17 protein-coding genes and 1 pseudogene are annotated in these 19,344 nt (G+C 34.8%); 4 read left to right on the top strand and 14 right to left on the bottom strand.

Annotated elements, in window-relative coordinates; genetic code table 11:
• From EKM03_RS14270 to EKM03_RS15130, 4 genes and pseudogenes are all read left to right on the top strand, one after another.
• Positions 1-390 (top strand): annotated as a pseudogene (locus tag EKM03_RS14270) (hypothetical protein); the annotation flags it as partial.
• A 1-nt stretch (position 391) separates the two neighbouring features.
• Positions 392-832: a DUF5675 family protein gene (locus EKM03_RS14275; protein ID WP_126562067.1), complete on the top strand. Its 441-nt coding sequence runs from the start codon at positions 392-394 to the stop codon at positions 830-832.
• 3 nt (positions 833-835) lie between these two features.
• On the top strand, positions 836-1,102 hold the full coding sequence (locus EKM03_RS14280) for a hypothetical protein (protein ID WP_126562066.1): 267 nt from the start codon (positions 836-838) through the stop codon (positions 1,100-1,102).
• Positions 1,092-1,268, top strand: a complete 177-nt coding sequence (locus tag EKM03_RS15130) for a hypothetical protein (RefSeq protein ID WP_199740691.1) — start codon at positions 1,092-1,094, stop codon at positions 1,266-1,268. The genes EKM03_RS14280 and EKM03_RS15130 overlap by 11 nt, the downstream gene beginning before the upstream one ends.
• A 94-nt stretch (positions 1,269-1,362) precedes the next feature.
• Here EKM03_RS15130 and EKM03_RS14285 read toward each other — a convergent pair whose 3' ends face one another.
• From EKM03_RS14285 to EKM03_RS14350, 14 genes are all read right to left on the bottom strand, one after another.
• On the bottom strand, positions 1,363-2,151 hold the full coding sequence (locus EKM03_RS14285) for a hypothetical protein (RefSeq protein ID WP_126562065.1): 789 nt from the start codon (positions 2,149-2,151) through the stop codon (positions 1,363-1,365).
• An 11-nt stretch (positions 2,152-2,162) separates the two neighbouring features.
• On the bottom strand, positions 2,163-2,915 hold the full coding sequence (locus EKM03_RS14290) for a hypothetical protein (RefSeq protein WP_126562064.1): 753 nt from the start codon (positions 2,913-2,915) through the stop codon (positions 2,163-2,165).
• A gap of 58 nt (positions 2,916-2,973) precedes the next feature.
• Positions 2,974-3,396, bottom strand: a complete 423-nt coding sequence (locus tag EKM03_RS14295) for a hypothetical protein (RefSeq protein ID WP_126562063.1) — start codon at positions 3,394-3,396, stop codon at positions 2,974-2,976.
• 855 nt (positions 3,397-4,251) lie between these two features.
• A complete protein-coding gene (locus EKM03_RS14300; RefSeq protein ID WP_126562062.1) occupies positions 4,252-5,103 on the bottom strand; it encodes a hypothetical protein in 852 nt (283 codons plus the stop codon).
• A complete protein-coding gene (locus EKM03_RS14305; RefSeq protein WP_126562061.1) occupies positions 5,078-6,079 on the bottom strand; it encodes a type IV toxin-antitoxin system AbiEi family antitoxin in 1,002 nt (333 codons plus the stop codon). The genes EKM03_RS14300 and EKM03_RS14305 overlap by 26 nt, the downstream gene beginning before the upstream one ends.
• 336 nt (positions 6,080-6,415) lie before the next feature.
• Positions 6,416-6,871: a hypothetical protein gene (locus EKM03_RS14310; protein ID WP_126740657.1), complete on the bottom strand. Its 456-nt coding sequence runs from the start codon at positions 6,869-6,871 to the stop codon at positions 6,416-6,418.
• 239 nt (positions 6,872-7,110) lie between these two features.
• On the bottom strand, positions 7,111-7,968 hold the full coding sequence (locus tag EKM03_RS14315; RefSeq protein WP_126562059.1) for a hypothetical protein: 858 nt from the start codon (positions 7,966-7,968) through the stop codon (positions 7,111-7,113).
• A 622-nt stretch (positions 7,969-8,590) separates the two neighbouring features.
• Positions 8,591-12,046, bottom strand: coding sequence for a DEAD/DEAH box helicase family protein (locus tag EKM03_RS14320; protein WP_126740658.1), 3,456 nt, complete (start codon positions 12,044-12,046; stop codon positions 8,591-8,593).
• A gap of 43 nt (positions 12,047-12,089) precedes the next feature.
• Positions 12,090-13,862 carry an ATP-binding protein gene (locus tag EKM03_RS14325; protein WP_126740659.1) on the bottom strand — a complete coding sequence of 591 codons (1,773 nt, stop codon included), beginning with the start codon at positions 13,860-13,862 and terminating at the stop codon, positions 12,090-12,092.
• Between the two features lie 155 nt (positions 13,863-14,017).
• The gene (locus EKM03_RS14330) at positions 14,018-14,842 is read right to left on the bottom strand and encodes an EcsC family protein (protein WP_126740660.1); all 825 of its coding nucleotides are present in this window, start codon (positions 14,840-14,842) and stop codon (positions 14,018-14,020) included.
• A 19-nt stretch (positions 14,843-14,861) separates the two neighbouring features.
• Positions 14,862-16,136 (bottom strand): nucleotidyltransferase, encoded by a 1,275-nt coding sequence (locus EKM03_RS14335; RefSeq protein ID WP_126740661.1) that lies wholly within the window; start codon positions 16,134-16,136, stop codon positions 14,862-14,864.
• Positions 16,129-16,722, bottom strand: coding sequence for an SLATT domain-containing protein (locus EKM03_RS14340; RefSeq protein WP_126740662.1), 594 nt, complete (start codon positions 16,720-16,722; stop codon positions 16,129-16,131). The genes EKM03_RS14335 and EKM03_RS14340 overlap by 8 nt, the downstream gene beginning before the upstream one ends.
• Positions 16,723-16,732: 10 nt before the next feature.
• Positions 16,733-17,872 carry a restriction endonuclease subunit S gene (locus EKM03_RS14345; RefSeq protein ID WP_126740663.1) on the bottom strand — a complete coding sequence of 380 codons (1,140 nt, stop codon included), beginning with the start codon at positions 17,870-17,872 and terminating at the stop codon, positions 16,733-16,735.
• Between the two features lie 337 nt (positions 17,873-18,209).
• The gene (locus tag EKM03_RS14350) at positions 18,210-19,271 is read right to left on the bottom strand and encodes a YhcG family protein (RefSeq protein WP_126740664.1); all 1,062 of its coding nucleotides are present in this window, start codon (positions 19,269-19,271) and stop codon (positions 18,210-18,212) included.
• Positions 19,272-19,344: the final 73 nt, after the last annotated feature.

Raw genomic sequence — 19,344 nt, forward strand, 5'->3', positions numbered from 1 at the left:
GGAAAGCTGGGCACTGCTTTATTTGCTCCTTTTGTGGGGACGATTGACCGTGCTACGGGTGATATTATGGTTGATTTGTTGCCGTTTGTTCCTGCGAACATGATTGCGGCTGCTAGTGGAACTACTCATTTCAAAATCATATCAGCAGGTGCGGAAATTGATTTTGAAGCAGAAACCTTTGTAGTTACCACTTCAGAAACGGATATTCTACCTTGGGATTCGAATCAAACCGTTGCTATCAATCATGTCAATCCAGTAACTCCGGGCAGCACAAAACCATTGTTTTTGGCTTTAGGAATTGAATTTTATCAAGAGGTAAATGGAAGAATGTATCCATTGAAAAATGGATCTTTTAATCCATTGGCTTTGGTTCAGGTAAGCGGGCTTTAAGATGGTTTTAGTGTTGAAAAGGACGTATTTTCCCAAGGGAACGCAAGGGGTTTTGGAATGGAACGGCACAATAGTTTGTTATACCATCGAATTGCCCTGGTTGGGAAACCAAAAGCGGATTTCTTGCATTCCCGAGGGAGAATATATCTTACAGAAGCGGTTTAGTCCAAAATTCAAATGGCACTTGCATTTGATGAATGTTCCGGGAAGAGATTTGATTTTAATCCATCCCGCCAATGACGCCAGAAAAGAGTTGATGGGCTGCATTGCTCCTGTATCTAAACACACTGGAATTGGAAAGGGCAGTAATTCCCGAAAAGCATTGGAAAAGTTGAAAGCTCTAGTTTATGCAGCTTTAGAACCTAAAGAAGAAATAAAAATTAGTATCCAGTCTAATCCTTCGACTCCGCTCAGGATGACAAGGAACAAAAAAAGTAAATAAATTATGAAAATAGTTGAAAGAATAAAAGCACCCACACCCAAGTTTTTTAAGGTTTTGAGAAGTATAGGTTTGGCTTTGTTGGCCATTAGTGGAACAATTGTGGCTGCACCTATTATTTTACCCGCAACAGTGGTCGCTGTTGCAGGTTATATGGCTGTGGCCGGTGGAGTGATTTCGGCAGTAAGTCAAATGACAGTAAGCCCCCTAATCCCCAAAGGGGGAACAAAGGAAGAAGAGGAGAACCAAAATAAATCGAGAGATGGAGACTAATTTATCCCTCCGAGCTGGAACTGCATCCGGAACATTTTTGAGCGTTTTGCCCAATATTCTTTCGGAAGATATTGCAAAAACAATTATCTTAGCGGTCGTGGGAGCCACTGCCAGTTTTATGGTTTCGCTCCTTTTAAAATGGTTGACAAAATCTAAAAATAAATAGTCTGGTTATGATTGGTAACCTTTTCCGGATTACCTAAGGAAGCCTAGTCGCAAGACCAGGCTTTTTTTAATTACAAAATAATATGGCTATGTAATTAATTATTATTTTTCTGTTGTTCGGTTATTCGATAAATTATTGGTCTACATTCATCTTTAATGTTGTTTAGGCTTATTGATGTATTAAGATAGTTTTTAAGCACAACAATATGATTTATTAATTTATCCTGTGAGGCATATTTGCTTAATTCGTTTCTCCAAAATTTTTCATTTCTCGCTATAATAAAACAATAATTATCATTTCTTGTTTCTATTACATATTTTAATAATTGTCCGGTAAATTCAACACTTTTTAGTTCTTTTAAAACTTTGTTTTCAAGAAATTTTGTAGATTGATAACCAATATATTGTACAATTGCAAATGCAGATAATTCAAAATTATTTTCTTTTCTAAATTGGTGTGTTTTATTAAACCAATATCGGTCTCCAATAAATCTTACTGCATCGTTAGGAATAAATTCTTTGCATTGCAATCGTAAGTTTTGAATGTGATAATCAGTAATTTGTTTTTTTGCGTCCTCATTTAATAAGCTATAAAGTTTGTGATTTACTTCTTCAACAAAACCCGGGTTTAATGTAAGAATTATAAACTTAGCATTGAATATATTTCCTTCAAAAGGGACGGGTAATATGTCCAAAATAAATTTATGTTCTTGCTTTCTGTTATTTGCCGAATTATATAAATCTATTGTTAGTTTATCTTCTTTACATATAAACTCTTTATTTTTAGAATAGTATTCATTCGATTCCATTGCTAAATCAGCAACAAAATCCCAAGGATTATTTAATATCTTTTTTTTAAAATCTTCGTAGCTACAATTATTCATTTTCAACTAATTTAATCCTCATCACACAATAGATCTCTTACTTTTTCTTGCCAAGTCGTAGGCGGAAAATAAGGTGATTTTTTTAATAATTTTTTAACTCCCTCTTTGTCTGATTGGGATTGTGCAAAACCATTACACAAACCTTGAATACTTACTTCTGTTGTTCCCATTGTTAAATTATAAAATAAACTACCAATAACATTTAGTTTAGTTGCCCAAGAGAGTGGAACACTATGATTGTCTAGTATGATAGCATAGATTCCAGACATTTCATTAACTCCAGCTTCACAACGACTTTCATTTAGTTTATTGCTACTATTTCGAGCTCGATTTGTGCCTCCTGTAGAAGGTATTGAAGGGTTGAGCACAATTTTAGCACTGACAGCATCTCCTGTGAATATTCGTGTTCCTTTGTCGTCTCGAAAGCCTGTATAGACACCTGCAAATATTACTCTGATAATAAATACATCAGGATTTCTTAAAAATTCAAGTTCTTCATAAAAACCTAAAATGTCAGGGTTGTGTTCAGCTTCATATTTTTTGTCAGTTGTAATTATATACATACAGTCGTCCACAAAGAAGAATAGTCCAAGACTAGTATATTCAAAATTTCTTTTGGTTGGGTCAATAAAACGAACCTTAACAGAATGGTTTTCAGTTTTTAGTATACCCGTAACAATATCTAAAAGGTGAGAATAACAAAATTCTTTTATGGATTTTAAATTTGTTAACTTGTCAAATTCATAATTATGAGGTTTATCCATAATTCTTTCAGTTAGTAATTTGTGACATTTTTTTGATTTTTTTCTATCAAATATACAATTATTTTCTACAGTAGCACGATAAAATGGATCTCCGTATTTCGTTTATGAGTATGATATTTTTATGCAATTGATCCTCTTTTTGTTCCAACAACCTCAACGCCTGAATTTGTTTTTTATGCAGCTCGTGTTCCTGTAGCATTTCATTTACCTTTAAGTTAAAATCTTTTTTAAAATCGTCGATTCGTAAAAATGAAATTACGGATCCAATTAAAAATTGGTGCCAGAAATTGGATTTCCAAAGGCTGTAAGCAAGCCAGTAGACCGTTTCAGCATCCTTTTCGTCTGGGAACATAATCACAAAACTGTTGGTAAAGGGTTCTTTTTGGGGCTTTCCACTATTCATTCCTTTGTTGAGGATAAAGATTTGGTTTCCCTTGTAGGTGGTGTCTTTTTGGTGAGTCTTGATGATGAAATTCGGCATGGCGTGTTGGTTTTAAAAATTCGACCTTAATTTTTTGAAAAGAAAAAAGAGAAAAAAAGAAAGCCATAAAAAGAGCAGAAATGACGAACGGGAACGGAGGAAGGAACGACCGACTGGAAGTGAGGAATGGATGCTAAATTTGCTGGTTTTTTTTCTCTTTCTTTTCGAGAAAATGCACTAAGGTTCTTGTTGAAGATTTTAACACCCCCAAGCACCACAAGGAATGGAGCTATAATGAAGCGATAGCGGAATTATAGCGGAATGAATGAGGAGCGCAGTGGCGGGGTTGCGGCAATCGAACAGCTACGCTAGACCGAGAACGGAACGAAGTTTACATAGTGTAGAGAAGGGATAGCAGCGTGAAACGGCGGGGAAAAAATATAAGTCAGCCTTTGGCGTTCCTTGATTTAGGGCAAAGCGACCTCATCAAAGTGATTTGATACGAGTGATTTGTAAATCAACTAAGAGAGTTTCTTAAAAATATATTGAGGTAAGCGGCGCCAACCCCGATGGCTGTGCGAAGGAGCAACCGCTGAAAAAAATAAAGGGCGACAGACATAATACTGCTGGAATGCTGTGTAACGGAGCCTGCGGAGTGTAACGGAATGAAGCGGTATTGTGGATGTACTAGCCCTGCCGAACGCAGGAAGAGAACGTGTGAAGATGAGGAACGAACAGCGGAAAAAATAAGGTTGCCTATTTTTTGGCTGCCTTATTTTTTTGTGCTGTGAAGTGTCTGTGGAATGGAGGAAGACACGACCGACTGGAACAGCCGAACGAAACAAAGAGAACGAAACAAAGAGAACGACCAAAGTGAGACCGCTTGTTTGCCCGTGATGTTTATAATGGAATGGTTTATTCTAAATATCCAATTTTTATCTGTTCTAATAGGACTAAATTATCTTCGATGGTGTTCTCATAAAATTCTACCATAATTTTTGCAATTTCAATATCCTTATTATTTGTACTGACTTCCAATAAATCCTTCAATCTATTGTGCAGTATTTCATTGCGTTTAGCAATTTTGTTAATCTCTCTTCCCATTACTCTAGCGGCGATTAAATGTAATTCGAAAGCATTGTCGCCAAAAAGGTCATTGTGGTTCTCAAAAATTTCCTCTGCGTACATATCGAAAAAATGTTTTAAGATATTACTCACATCTTTTATGTCATCCCTCCTGATTTTAGGTCGGTCTTGCCAAGCAACTAATTTTAAAATCACTATTCCGGGAAGTGTACAGAATTTGAATTTGTGTATTTCTTCCAGTTCAACTATTGGCAAACCCTCATCATAGATTTCTTTGAATCCGGGCATATTGAGACTTGTCAACCCACTACCTTCAATGGTAACCCCATCATTCTTGTCTTCAATTTCACCGAACGGAAGTAAATCTACTTGTATGAAACCTTTCCAAACCAAGACAAAAGTATTCCCCTTATATGGTGAAAAACCTTCCACTTCTATTAGGTACATTTTCAAATTATCATAGGTTCCTTTGTCATCAATAAAAACGGCAAAATCAATATCTCCCGTGATTCTGCTAGGTGGAATATCATTAATGACACTCATCCAAAGATCTCGAGCTACTGCACCAACCAAATAGAAGTCAATATCGAATTTGTTTAAACCTCTTTCTAATGCTGAAAGCATTTCAGAAAGTTGAGGTTGCTGGCGTAATTGTTTAAAATTTATTTTGTAGGTACTCATCGTATATTTTTTGAGCTGTTTCGGTGCATCTTCTATCTCCTTTATTTATTAAATCTGTATATGCTAATAATGGATGAACTACATTATTATTTACATCTTCATTCTCCCAGAACTTTTTAAAAATTTTTACATTTCCATTTATATCAGGAACTAGACGATAATTTTTCATTAAATCGCCTCTGGTTTCTGTTGTATAGATTGTCAATTCTTCAGGGCGTAAATAATTTGTAAATACATCACCTGCTGGTTCTCCTCCCCACCACGTTTTACCATTTTGTAGTTGCAACTTTTTCCAATTATAGAAATCATCTTCTTTTAGAAAACGAAATGTTCCAATTGTTAGTGTTGGTTTTAGGCGTTTTTCATATTCCATTATCCATTTTTCTAGCAGCTTCTTTTTATTCTCCAATTTATATTGCTCTTTGTTTAGCTGCAATAGGTATCCTTCCTGTTTCAAGCCTGTAAAGATGTTATTTACATTTCCAATTCCGGTATTGGTTTCTTCAGCAATTTGTCTGTAGGTATAATTAATCCAATCTTCGTTTATCAGGAATTGATATACCACTTTTAAACCTGTTTTTGTGAAGGCTCTATTCGTTGTTTTATCTTTGATTTCAATGGGATTATTAGCTTCTATCCATAAAAATATCCCTTTCTCTTTCAAGTAAATATTTCCATTCGCTTCTAAATAGGCAATATTTCTATTGCGGAGTTCATCTTTTATTTTAGGGAATATTCTTTGCGCCACCACAATAAACGGATGATATTCCTTGGCCAGTTCTTCTATCTTCTCGAGATGAATAGTTCTTATTTCGGTTTTTATATTCGTAAAAAGATGAATTGTCTGGTTCTCTATTTCTAGTTTTAGTTCCCCATCAATCCTGTCTTGACCTTCTGCATCCTTCCATTTCCCAATGATATTTGCTTTTGTTTGGATGTTATTTAATGCGTTGTGAATTATCTCTTGCGGGTTCATTGTTCACTTATTTTTAACGTTCACGGAAACGTGAACTGGTTTTATTTGTGAACAAAAGTAATATATTAACGTAAGAAAAGAACAAAATATCTTCAAAAAGAATAAAATATGTTCCAATAACAACAAAATTTGAGGGATGCTTTGTTAGTTCACTTTGTTCGAGTGTAAAACTTCTTCAACTGGGTACACAAAAGTTAATGGGATGCTTGGACTAAACGAGGATTTTGTGCAGGTGAATGAGGTAATGACTATTTGGTGTTTTCTCCTGTAATAAGGAATGAGTTTCTGTGTTAAGAATGCCTTTAGCAATGTAATAGGTAGATCTTTCTTTTTTTTTTAAATAATAGCTTTCCAATTGTCAGGATTATAAAATCCTGAATCTTTTTCCATTTGAATGATTTTGTGAGCAAGATCCCAATTTTCTTGGTTTTCGGGATTGGAAACAATTCTAGTTTTTACTTCTTGTCTGGTAAAGTCTAAATAATATCCGAAAGTTTCTTCGTCAGTAATCCTTGCCTCCATTTCCATCTTAAATAAAGATTCGTGGAGTTTGTTGTCAAGTATGGATTCTTCAAATTCCTGAATTTTTTCATCTACGATGGCTAATACTTCCTCTCTATCTAAATCGGGTTTGATGTCTAAATTTTCTAAAAGCAGAGAATTTAGAGCTCTTAAAATATCAGGTCGGTCAAGCACCGGTTGAGCATTCATCCAACTCATCAAGTCAGCATCTTGCTCATTTTCTCCTAGGTACGATATAATCTTTTCTTTGAATTTAAGTATTCTACTCATTGTTTTCTTTGAACTTTTGGAATGGTTTAATTTTAAATTTTAAAAGGAGTAAATAAAACGATTGCTCGTGATATTAAACGAAAATATAGTTTTGAATTATACTGCAATTTCAATGATTTATCCGTCATAATGGGATTTTATCCGCCTCTTATCCGCCAAATAGTTGGAATAGTTATGTTGATGCTAAAAAGTTTTAAATTGGTTATCACTTCAAAATGATGACACATAAGGTAACTGGGCTATTTTCTACCCACTGACTTTAAATATTTGAAAGTATTAGAACTATCTTTTAATTCTTTTTTATCCCAATTCCTTATCCTATCTAATTTATCAAGATTAAGTTTTCCAAAAATTATTACAGTCAATTTTATTTTTAGTTTTCTTTTCTTGCTGAGAAAGCGGTATCTATTTATTTCCTGAAAAATATTTTCGTATTTCGTTACTGATGCGAATAGGAGTATTATTGGGAAGTATAGAACAGATAGGATTACAGGAATAAGAAATGATTTTATATTATTGATTTTAAGTATTTCATTGTAATTATGATAAAGTTTATGGATTACATAGCCCAATAAAGAAAAACCAATTATGGTTAAAACCCATTTCAAAAAACTACTTACTTTTTCATATCCGGGTTTTTCTTTGTTAATTTCAGCAAAGTATTGTAGTATGGCTATAAAACTGACTACCGGAATTATGATTAATTCCCATCCCAGGTTAAAGGTAAAAAAGTTGATACTGAAATCAATAATTATCGTTGCGGAGAATATTTTCAGAAATCGTTTTACGAGTTCACTATTTGTATTTATTTTGTTTATACTAAAAAATGAAACCATAGCAAAACCAACAAACCAAATTGCAAAGTCCTTGAATAAATAGGCTTCCCAAAAGATAGTTTTATTTAAAATCTTTATCACTAAAAAAAGATAAGCCCCAATAATTATATAGCAGTAGACTAATTTTCTGTCGAAGAAAGCTTTTACTACACCAAAAAACGCTTTTGAACTTTTAGAAATATAAATAAGAACAGCTAAAATAATAACCATCCAAAAAAGGATTGCGATTTCTCTATTTGATAATGAATTTATTATTTCCATATTCTATAAACATCAGAAAACCAGAATTACATCCTTTGTAGAGATGCGATTATGTATAGGTGATGAAAAACCTGTATTTACAACCGAACAAAAAAGAATATTCTCGTTATTACAAATGTAATTAAATTAGTAAAATGAAGCAAACGGCAGCTTTGAGTTTAGGAATACTTGAGATTGTTTCGTCGTTCTTCCTCACAATGACATTTTTTGGAATTCTGAATGAGATAATGGGTTTTTACTCTTGATTATCTAGGAACATTTCCCCCATTAGAGTTAACTTATATTTTTGATCTGGTACTTTTGGATTTTGTGGATTTGCTTTTTCAATCGATTGTAATTATTCTATTTTTTTTATGAATTAAGTTGGTGCTTTTTTGAGACCAGCTTGGTACTTTTTTATTAGAAGTTCATCAGTAGGCTGATTTTTAGGTCAACAAAAACTTTGAAGCTTGGTACCTTTTTGTGTCCAGCTTGGTACTAAATACAATAAAAAACTAATACTAGACAAAATATTTAGTCTAGTGTCTAATGTTTGAAAACTAATTTTATACAGAAAAGAAGGTTTTGTGGCAAATTGTTACTGAAAAGTTATTTCAAAAACTGTGATTGCTTTATATAATTATTAAGCATATCCTGCATTTTCGTTGACTTGATTGATTACCCTGATGATGGTGTCAAATTTATCTTCTTCAGGAAAAATACCAAAAACGCCTTGATCGTGTTGTTTATTAAAAGGAGATTGCGTCAGCAATTGTTTTTCAATAACACCTTTTTGGTTGAGGTAGGTTATGATTTTTTGAATGAACGTGATTTGGTTGGCATTCAAATTTCCTTTGGAGATAAAATCAGCAAATAACAAGTTGGTTACTTCAATGTCCAAACCGACAATATTACGTACAAATTTTCCTAATGGTTGTTCTCCGTATTCTTTGATAAAACGGTCTTTGCTTTCCAATGCTTCTTTCAATAAGAAACTCTCCAAAACTTCTAATTCTTTGGAAGTGATTGGCAAGTTTTTATACAATTTATCAATCACGAGATGCGATTTATTTTTCCTGATGAAGGCTTCTACACGGTCTTTGTAACTTTTCAGGCTGGTATAAGTTCCCATAACATCCACTTCTTTTACTTGGTCTAACGGGAGTATATCCGTGAAGTCCGTGTAAACCGGTGTCTCTTTGTCTTCGTCTTTAAGAAATTGAATTAGGCTGCGCAATTCGGTTCTTATTTTTTCTAATTGCGTGATGGTTATGGTTGGCCAAAAGCCGTCTTTTTTGATTTGCTCGAGTAAGGTAATTTTGGCGTAAACTGCCGGAATATTTCTTTTGGTGAACAGCAGTTGTGCAATGGTAACTATATTTGAAATCAAGCCTTGCTGTGCTTTTGATTGATTGATTATTGCCAGTTGTAATTTTCCTATTAGTACATCGAAACGCTTTGCCAGTTCGTCAGTGTCTTCTTTATAGGAAACCAGATGGGATAGGTTGTTTTTGATGTCTAGAACATCACTATTGGTTAAATTATTCCATCGGTTTCTTGCTTTGTATTCCATAACATATTTCCAATGCTTTCTTACTTCAAAACGATTTTCATCCAAAGCTTGAATTGTTTTTTGTAAATCGTCCTTGATTAGTGAACAGTAGTTTTCCTCTTCTTCTGTTGGATCTTGATTGTTGTAGATTGCCATCACAATATCCAGTTTGGTTTCGAATATCAACTGCGACAATGATTTTGTGGGTTTGGGAGTAAATCCATCGGGGAATTCATCAAAGAATTCAAAATTGGCACAGATATCAAAAATCAGGAAAAATTCTTTGTCTTTGCCGTTTCCGAAAATGTTCTTGCACAATCTTGTTCCGCGACCAATCATTTGCCAATACTTTGCAAAGGATTTCACTTCCTTGAAAAATACTAAATTCAATACTCTTGGAGCATCTACTCCCGTGTCCATCATATCGACCGATACGGCAATTTGCGGGTCTTTTTCATCTCCCTTTTCAAAACAGAATTTTTCCAATAAATCCTGTGCCTTGTCTTCGTAGTTGTCAATCACTCTTAAAAAGTTACCGCCTAAATCGGGATAGTTTTTATTGAAACGTTCTTCGATGAAAACAGCGTGTCGGTGGTTTTTTGCAAAAATGATGGTTTTCCCCAGCTTATCGCCGCCTTCCACTTTTTGGCCGTAGTTCATCAGGTAGTCTAAAACGGTATCTACGGTATTGTTGTTGAACAAAAAAGTATTGATTTTACTTTTGTCTATTTCCGGAATTCCTGTAGGTTCTCCGTCTTCTGGAATTCCGAAAATTTCCTCGTAATGTCGTTTGTCTTTTTCGGAAAGCTCCGCATATTTAATGCCTTCTCTCGGGAATTTTACCGGAACTGTTATTGCTTTTGGCGGCACCAAATATTTGGCATCTACAGCTTCGTTTAATTCATAAGCAAAGGTTGGATTGTCGTCCTCAATTTCAAAAAGAGAATAAGTATTGCGGTCTATGTCTTTTTTTGGCGTTGCCGTGAGTCCAATCAGGATGCTGTCAAAATAACTGAAAATTGCCTGGTATTTTTGATAGACCGAACGGTGCGCTTCGTCAATGATAATTACGTCAAAATGCCCAATGCCATACAATCGGCCGTCTTCATTTTTGAGACTGTCGATTTTATTCATTATCGTTGGATAGGTCGAAAACACCACACGAGTTCCATTATCTTCTTTTTCCTTGGTTAAGTCAATCGCGGATAAATGAGGGAGGTATTCTTTGAAGGCATTTTTGGCTTGTGACACTAATGCGTTTCTATCCGCCAGAAACAAGATGCGTTTTGCCCAATTGTATTTGGTAAACATATCCACGATTGCAGCTGCAGTTCTTGTTTTGCCACTACCAGTTGCCATCACCAATAGCGCTTTTCGGTTTTTCCCTTTTAGTTGGTGTTGGTTTGCCGTCACCAATGTTTCTGCCACCCGTTGAATGGACAACAATTGATATGGTCTTTCGACAATAGCCGTGTTTACTCGAAATGTCCTTAGGTCTTTTCTTGAAAAACGTCTTTCTATTGCCAGCTGTAATTCTTCTTTGGTGTAAAAACCTTGTACTTTTCTGTCTGGATAAAAGGTGTCGTCCCAAAGGTGTGTTTCAAAGCCATTGCTGTAAAAAATAATTGGTCGTTGCCCCATACTTTTTTCCAAACAATCAGCATACAGGTTGGCTTGGTGTTTTCCTTTGTGCGCATCGTGCAAGGTGCTCTTGGCTTCTATGACTGCCAATGGCAACCCATTATCTCCCCATAGCACATAATCTACATATCCTTTTCCGGAGGGATTGGTTGATAGCGGCATTCCTGCCACTTCAAATTCTTTTTCTTTTCCTTCTCTCAGATTGTCCCAACCTGCTTCGCGCAAGAGTAAATCAATGAGTAGTTTGCGTGTTTCTTGTTCCGAAGTTAATTCGGGAATGGCTTGTTCCACGGTTGTTTCCTGAAAACGAGTTTCTTTACGGTCAGCAATGAGCTGCAATTGTTCTTCCAATTGCCGGCGCAAGCCGTCGTTTTCCTCGGCTAACCTTTCTTGTGCTTTTAATGTTTTTTGTGCTTCGGAACGTTCCTGTTCCAGTTTTTCGGCGAGTGCCTGAAGTTGCTTAGCGTTTTTATCAGCGGTATCTCCGTAAGGAATTATCCGTTCGTCAAATTCGGGAATATCGGGATTGTTCTCGCTATAGTATTTGCTTAGAAAAGACAGAAAGCGAAAACTGTTTTTTAAGGAATGTAAAGCATCCAAAGCTTTTACGGTTTTGCCGTGTGCCGCATTGTTTCCGTTGAGACGCACAATATCCAGTTCGACCAACATACTTGGTTTTAGTATATTTTTGAAGCTCTCGTTGTGGAGTAAGGCACCTAATTTAGTATCATAGGGCAATTCTAGATCTTCATCATTTTTATACAACCAAAACAAGGTTTTCTCCAATGCACTGCGACACAACAAGGCAGCATAACGGGGTGCCGTGAAGGTGTGTTTTTCTGCATCTGCAATCTCACGGTAGATTTCTGGGAATTCCTGTTGAAGAAAGGTAAAGTTGCTTTGCATATTTTTTTATTGATGCCACTAAAATACTACATTATATTTGATTTTACCGAGTTATCAGTTTATGAAGTATTTCTCCCTGAATGGTGCGTTTGTATTTTTGGTCTTTATGTGTTGGTTTATCCGGAATAGTCAATTCTATCCATCCTAATTTTACCAATGGGTCTAAATATTTTTCTCGGTTAAAACTTTGATTTGTGAGTCCAATATGTTCCAATATTTCGACTCTTCTTTTTGCTTCGGGCAGGAAATTGAGTATTGCTAAAACCTTGTCATTAAGACTGCTTTCTATGATTTCAATAGCTAGATTACCAGCTCCAACACTAGCTCCGACAGTAAAATCTTTTAAATCGCTATTTTTCTTGATTTTATTGGGCTCAGCTCCGACAGTAGCTTGGTCGTTAGCTAGGTTAGTAGCTCCGTTAGTAATGCTTTCAAAATTTACATTTTCCTTAATTTCATTGGGATTAGCTAGGTTAGTAGCTAGGTTAGTAGCTAGGTCGTTTCTGTTTTTTAAATAACGACTAAGCTCTTCCAAATTTGTAAACAAAATATCTTTTTTATCGACTTTAATTATTTGTTCTTTTGCTTGTAGCACCGAAAGGAAATAGGTGCTTTGTTCGTCGGTTTCGAAAACAGGTTCTGGCGAATTATTTCCCCTCATAGCGTTTCTTATGGTAGGGAAACCCGTGCCACGTCCTTCTGTCAGGTGCAACTCTTTGAGTAAATCACCAATTCGACGGTTGCGGTAATCGCGTGCCACGATGCGTTTATTTTGTTTTAATATTTGTGCATCTACTGGTGGAACTGGGCCAGGGAAACTGAGAATCTCTATTCTGTCCGGCCATATTTGTACCTCAATAGGTTTGTCCATTTCATAGCTTTTATGATATACGGCATTGGACAAAGCTTCTTCTATGGCTTCGTAAGGAAAATTAAAATGGCGATTGGCTTCCGCTTTGTGCGCCACTTTTTCGACTGCTTCTTCGATAACATTGTTTTTGAAATAGTCCAATACGGCTCTTAGCTGATGATGAATGGGACCTTTGAAATACTTTTCGGAGAAATTTTTACCGGTTTTGTCTTTGTGAATTACCAATTCAATCCAGGAACGTTCCAGAAACTTTTCCGGATTTCGAGAAAAAAATAACAGTCCCACATTTAAGGGGCGCAATGCCTCTTTTGGACCATTTACAATTTTCATATTGAGGCACAAATCTGCAAAAGGAATTTGTTTACTTTCTTCGTATAAATCGCTTTTTACTTCTTGAAGAAACGCCTGTATCAATCCTAAATCTAAATCGTCAATGGTTGCTTTACCGTTTATCCTGTCATCAAATGGAATGCGTGCCGTTAGTTCTTGTAATCGTCTTAAATTATCCTCTTTTGCAATGATGCTACGGGAACCAAAACGAATGTAAGCTTGGCGTAAAGCTCCTTTTCCTTGCGAGATTGGCGCAGTATAAGGACGGTTATCGCCTGCAGGACACCATAACACTAAAATGTGTTGTCCCTGTAGGACATAAGGTTGTATTAAAGGGAAATAATTGGGAAGCAATTGATAGGCAAGGGTTAAAACTGCCCCTTGAATTCTATCTAAACTTTCGGGAGCTAAACCCACTGGAGGTAAGATAGGTCTTCCATCCTTTTCTGCAATGCCCACAATGATGTAGCCACCGCCCCAATTGTTAATGTCGTTAGCAAAGGCACAAATGGTGTGTACAATTTCTTCCGGATTCCAGCCTTGTTTGAATTCAAGACGTTCCCATTCTATAGATTGTCCGTTGACTAAATCGTTTATGTTTATTGGTAATGCCATATTTTATTTAACTACTGGGGGCGTATTTATTAATCGATTTTCAAATTTAGAATTTTAATTTTGAAAACGGTTGGAATATTTATTAAGACTTTCCAATCTTTCTGATTCTTTAAACAACCAAAATCAATACCTTCAAAAAAAGTATTTTTTTATTTCTAATTTACCACTGTTTCATTGTATTTTTCTCTAACCAATTCCTCCCCATATTTTCTTTCCAGACTTCTAATTGCAAAATGGGCTGTGGCCATATTTTGAAAGTGATTCATAAAAATCAAATTGATGGCTCCGCCACCAACTGCACCAGCAACAGGAACCAATTCGGCAGCGAATTTCTCGGTGACTTGGACTCCATATCTTGAAGCGATACTTGAAACCAGTTTGGCAATGGGGTTGCTGGATATTAATACATTCTCCACTATTTTGGTTGTACCGTTTGCTGCAATATAGGCCGATGCTTCTTTGACTGCTGCACTCAATGCTAATCTTGTGGCATAATAGCTGGTTTCTAATCCATCATCATCCTTGGTATTACCACCAAGGGCAAATACTTCTAAACAGGCCAGTTGTGTTTCAATTGCATTTATATCTTCGTCATTGCTACGGGCAATATCTAAAACGGAGCGCATTAATAAATTTGTAAAAATACCCAAGTCCGCTGCAAAACCCAGTTCGCCAAAGAACCCAAAACCAATACCCGATGCGGTCACCATTGCTTTGTAGGTTTTTTTTAAAGGTGTTGCGTTTGCTTTGCCTTTAGACATCGTTTTTAAATTGGCTTTTATTACGGTCATTAAAACCTTGTTTATAGTTTTAACCAACCACGCTTGCTGCTTTGCCGGTATTTTTTTTATGATACCCTCAATAGAACCTCCCACAAAGTTTAAGCCTTTCATAATAATACCCACATCCTCCATTTTACTTTTTGAGAGGGTTAGGATGTTTAGATCTTCTTGGGTCATATTTGCTGATAGGTTTGTCATAACTTTTTAAATCAATTAATTAAATCAAGTTAGCTATTGGAACATCTATTCGATCTCTTGCAACACAAATACCATCCTTAATAATGTAACATTCTACAAAATGTGCTCCTTCAAAATTAGTATCCTCATTTCTTATTTCTGTTCCATTGTCTTTAACAATCTGACCTCTTAGCATATTTTTATCTTTGGCAATTTGTCCCTCATTTTTTATTTTCCAAAAAACTTGATACGGTTTTTGTACATCTGTATTTTGAATAAAAAATTCTAATTTTTTATTTTTTCTCAACTTTTCAAGCATCTCTTTCAACAAAGCAATTTGAAACCCATTTTGTTTTACTCGACAATTTATTGATAAAGCATATCTAATGTCAATTGGATATCTATCTTCAATATATTCTTCTTGATTAGTATAATTAGTAGCTGCTTCTTTGATAGCTTTCGGATAAGGGAAAGGATAACCAAATATTTTTTTCCAAATTACATATACTGTATCATTATCTTTTTTGGAAATTGCATCCATGCTATTTTCGTGAGCTTTTTTTGATTTTGAAATAAAGTTAGACCCTTTTTTATAGACTTTTTGATTGCTACCTGGCGCATACCATTCTTTTCTGTTTTTGTCGTAATCTTTTAAAAACTCGAAATAATCTCTAACCAGAATATCATAACTAGCGTAATTTGTCTCCCAATGATTTTCATTGTTTTGCAAAAACTCATAACACAAAGTATCAATAAGTAAACCTCCTATCTTAACACCGCATTTGTTTTTCCAAGCCCTTGTCATTTTGGCTAGATTTTTTAGGTTTTGATTTGTAGTTATATCAAAGTCGTTTATTTCTTTTATTTCAGGTCTTGGATTTGTTTTCTTCCAACTACCTCCGTTGTATGAATCAGGGAATTTATATTTTGTATCAGCTTGTAAAAAAACAGGGCAAACTTCCACTACATAATTAGTGAAATTTACAGCCACAACATACCTGTCAACTTTTATCTCTGTGGCTGAATAGGTAGCTTTTATTGCATCTTTTACGTCTTGTAAAACTTTTAATTGACCATTAGAATCTGAAGTATTATATTTTTTGAAATCTTCATCGGACATTTCAAAAATCATATCTAAATCGCTAATGCCGTTAACAGCAGTTTTTCTACCATAACTTCCAATTTGCAATGAATTTGCTATTTCAGATTCATTGTTGTAAAATTTTTTGTTTAATGCTTTTGTAATTGTTTTGTATTTACCTGAAATCTCGTCTTTGTTTTGAATAACCAGATTTCCTAAAAATTCTTTAAACACATCTGATGTATTCATAATAGACATATATTAAAAAAATGATGAATAAAAATATAGTTGTTGATTTAAGTGAATTAGGGATTTTATCTTTGAAGAAACCAAATTTCAGTTGTTCATCAACCCAATCAATTTGCATTTCATAAAAGAATTTAAAATGAGCAAACCATTGACTCATAAATACTTGTTTTGAAATCACATTGGAATAATATTCATCCATAATACCATTCATTTCGTTGACCTCATCAGTAAAATCATTTTTGTCAGAACTCTTTACTTTAAGATAGAGATTTCTGAGTCGACTGAAAAGCTTGGTCAAGCGAATTCCTTCTTCCTCAAATTTGTCAGCTGTAGAGTTGAATACATTTATGTACAATGCCGCTACACTAACCAGTATTAAAATCGTTGATAACCATTTGCAGTTTCCAATTACTGGATAACCGAGTTGGATAATACCTAATGCTAATGTTATAAAACCAATCCAACTAGGCAATTTAATAACAAGGTCATAAGAAGCAAAGTTTTTCTTGGCTCCAAAACCAACATTATAACCATTGGTTGCTAACGACTTTAATACCATTTCTTTTGTCATAATTATGTTTTTATGTTAACTCTCCCTTAAACGCCTGTTGCAACAAACCCTGAAACAGTGCCTCGCTTTTCACCAAGGCTTCTTGGGCTTGTTGTTTTTGGGTTTCTATCAGTTGTATTCGTTCTGCAAATTGGTTTTGGAGGTCGAGTGGTGGAGCAATGCTAGTATATTTTTTTATTTGCTCTTTATTAGCTTTTGGAATATTGGTTCGTGTACTATGTGTTAAAATAAAATCTACGAAAGAATCAGATCTCAAAACATATGCGAAAAAGATTCTGTTTGAATTTTCTTTTATGACTTTCAAAGGATACGAATCTGCGCTACAAAGACCTGAAAAATTTGGTAATGCAACTTTGTTTAGGTTTGGTCTTATTTTACTATAGATAATATGGCTTTCATCAAAAATATATTTACCACTGGATAAATTTTCTTCTGAAATCAATTTGTAGTTAACTAATCTTCCTGTTTCTTTTTCAATATTTGCAATTCCAATATGAGGATAATTTGCATATTTAACGAAATCAGAAGTCATACGAGTATCAAATTTGACAAAGTATTCAAATGGTTTTAAATTCCATTTTTTAGAATTAGATTTAATGTCCCCAAACATATCCAGAAACAAACTTTGTGTCAAGGCATCATATTTTTCAATGAGTTGCTTGTGGTATTGGCGCAGCTCATCGGCTTTGTCGAGAATGGTGGCGATTTTTTGTTGGGTTAGGAGATCTGGGAGAGGAATTTCTAAATTATTTATATCTTCTAATCTGATGCTTGGGTAAGCATCATCTAATATCAAGTTTGTTGGATTGTACCAATTTAAATATCTTGCTAAAAAATTTGTGTCGTAATTATTAGATGGAAGAATTGCAGCTAAATGGCTTACAAAATAGGTGTCATTTTCAGAAATATATATTCTGTTTTTTTTTGCACTCATTCCGCTTTTAGCAAAAAGAATAGAACCTTTAGGTAATTTTTTTAAACGATTTTTTTTAGCTATTTCCTCATTTACTTTTGGAATTTGTAATAATCCTTTTCCTGAAACTAAATCTTCTAAATGACCAGCTCTAATGAACGGAGTTCCAGAAATTGAAAAATCTTTTGGTGCTGCTTGTCCAGCAGTCACAGTTGCAATATCTCCTAATCTAATCATTTCAAGAATTTTTCTAAATCTAATTTATATTATATTTGTTTCTAATTGAAACTTTAATATTTATGTCCGCTGCCTTCTAAGCAGGCGGTCGAAGGTTCGAATCCTTCTGCGATTACAATGCGATTTTAGGATTTCTGGTTCGCACTTCGACTTCGCTCAGTGTGACAATCAACCATAATTTTAGGGTCACCGGTTCGATCCCTGGAGGTACAGCATTAATTTATTCCTTGTGTTTTCAATCTCGTTAGGGGCGCAGGATTCATAATCCTGAGGTCTTGTATTCAGATTCCTCTTAGTTCGCATTTCTTTTAAATCTGCCCTTGCATATAAGTATCCATTATTCTAACTGTTTTAATTCGTTTTCTAATTCTTCAATTGAAGGTAAACTACTTTTGAGATCGTCAGGTACTACTTCCGTAAACTGAAATTCGCTGATTCCCATTGGTTTGTTGATGTCTCGTAAAGAGAATTCGGCTTCGATATTATTTTTGTCCCTGCATAATAAAATTCCTATGGTTGGTTTGTCGTCCTCTTGTTTTAACAAGGTATCTACCGCCGAAAGGTAAAAATTTAGTTTTCCAGCATATTCTGGAATAAACTTAGTGTTTTTGAGTTCAATTACCACATAACATTTCAGTTTGATATGATAAAAAAGTAAGTCGATATAATAGTCATTTTGGGCTATTTCAAGATGAAATTGTTGTCCTACAAAGGCAAAACCTTTTCCTAGTTCCAATAAAAATTTAGAAATATGTGTGATGAGTTGTTTTTCAATGTCTTTTTCCTGAAAAGGTTTGGTCATCATCATAAAGTCAAAAACGTAAGGGTCTTTGAGCGTTTGTTGTGCTAAATCAGACATAGGCTGTGGCAGTGTGTATTCAAAATTTGTAATCGCCATACCCTGTCTTTTGTAAAGGTTTGATTTTATTTGGAGTGCTAATGTTTCTCTTCCCCAAGCATTCTCGATGGTTTCCTGAATATAAAATTTTGCTTGGTTCAAATCTTTTATCTTATCAATAATTAATTTGATATGACCCCACGGAATTTGTATTAAAAGCGGCAATAAATTTTCGTCCCCAAGCTGAGGACTATTTGAATCCTGTTCGTCCCCAAGTTGAGGACTAAAGTAAAATTGCTTATAAAAAAGCTTACAGTATTTTAAATTGGTAACCGAAAAACCTTTCATCTCCGGGAATTCATCTTTAAGATCATTGCTCATATTTTCCAAGAAACTAGTTCCCCAAGCGGTTTGTTTTTCGGTAATCATACTGCCCAGCTCCCAGTAAAACTGAATGAGGCTTGCATTTACGGTAGTAGCCGCTTTGAGTTGGACAGAACGAATTTTAGATTTTATTTCAGTTATCCAATTTTTGTAATCCTTATTTAGTAGCTGTGTCATTTATGTTTTATTATTAATCCAACTCTATTTTTAATTTATTTTTCTAGCTCGACTATACAAGTGATAAAAATAT

The organism is Flavobacterium sp. GSP6, from assembly GCF_003984855.1.
Classification (GTDB): Bacteria; Bacteroidota; Bacteroidia; order Flavobacteriales; family Flavobacteriaceae; genus Flavobacterium.

Bases quoted from the DNA above. Each gene is read 5' to 3' on its own strand.
- EKM03_RS14340 (WP_126740662.1), bottom strand. From the start codon at position 16,722: ATGACAAAAGAAATGGTATTAAAGTCGTTAGCAACCAATGGTTATAAT.
- EKM03_RS14280 (WP_126562066.1), top strand. From the start codon at position 836: ATGAAAATAGTTGAAAGAATAAAAGCACCCACACCCAAGTTTTTTAAG.
- EKM03_RS14325 (WP_126740659.1), bottom strand. From the start codon at position 13,862: ATGGCATTACCAATAAACATAAACGATTTAGTCAACGGACAATCTATA.
- EKM03_RS14275 (WP_126562067.1), top strand. From the start codon at position 392: ATGGTTTTAGTGTTGAAAAGGACGTATTTTCCCAAGGGAACGCAAGGG.
- EKM03_RS14310 (WP_126740657.1), bottom strand. From the start codon at position 6,871: ATGAGTAGAATACTTAAATTCAAAGAAAAGATTATATCGTACCTAGGA.
- EKM03_RS14350 (WP_126740664.1), bottom strand. From the start codon at position 19,271: ATGACACAGCTACTAAATAAGGATTACAAAAATTGGATAACTGAAATA.
- EKM03_RS14345 (WP_126740663.1), bottom strand. From the start codon at position 17,872: ATGATTAGATTAGGAGATATTGCAACTGTGACTGCTGGACAAGCAGCA.
- EKM03_RS14290 (WP_126562064.1), bottom strand. From the start codon at position 2,915: ATGGATAAACCTCATAATTATGAATTTGACAAGTTAACAAATTTAAAA.
- EKM03_RS14295 (WP_126562063.1), bottom strand. From the start codon at position 3,396: ATGCCGAATTTCATCATCAAGACTCACCAAAAAGACACCACCTACAAG.
- EKM03_RS14330 (WP_126740660.1), bottom strand. From the start codon at position 14,842: ATGACAAACCTATCAGCAAATATGACCCAAGAAGATCTAAACATCCTA.
- EKM03_RS14300 (WP_126562062.1), bottom strand. From the start codon at position 5,103: ATGAGTACCTACAAAATAAATTTTAAACAATTACGCCAGCAACCTCAA.
- EKM03_RS14305 (WP_126562061.1), bottom strand. From the start codon at position 6,079: ATGAACCCGCAAGAGATAATTCACAACGCATTAAATAACATCCAAACA.
- EKM03_RS14320 (WP_126740658.1), bottom strand. From the start codon at position 12,046: ATGCAAAGCAACTTTACCTTTCTTCAACAGGAATTCCCAGAAATCTAC.
- EKM03_RS14285 (WP_126562065.1), bottom strand. From the start codon at position 2,151: ATGAATAATTGTAGCTACGAAGATTTTAAAAAAAAGATATTAAATAAT.
- EKM03_RS15130 (WP_199740691.1), top strand. From the start codon at position 1,092: ATGGAGACTAATTTATCCCTCCGAGCTGGAACTGCATCCGGAACATTT.
- EKM03_RS14315 (WP_126562059.1), bottom strand. From the start codon at position 7,968: ATGGAAATAATAAATTCATTATCAAATAGAGAAATCGCAATCCTTTTT.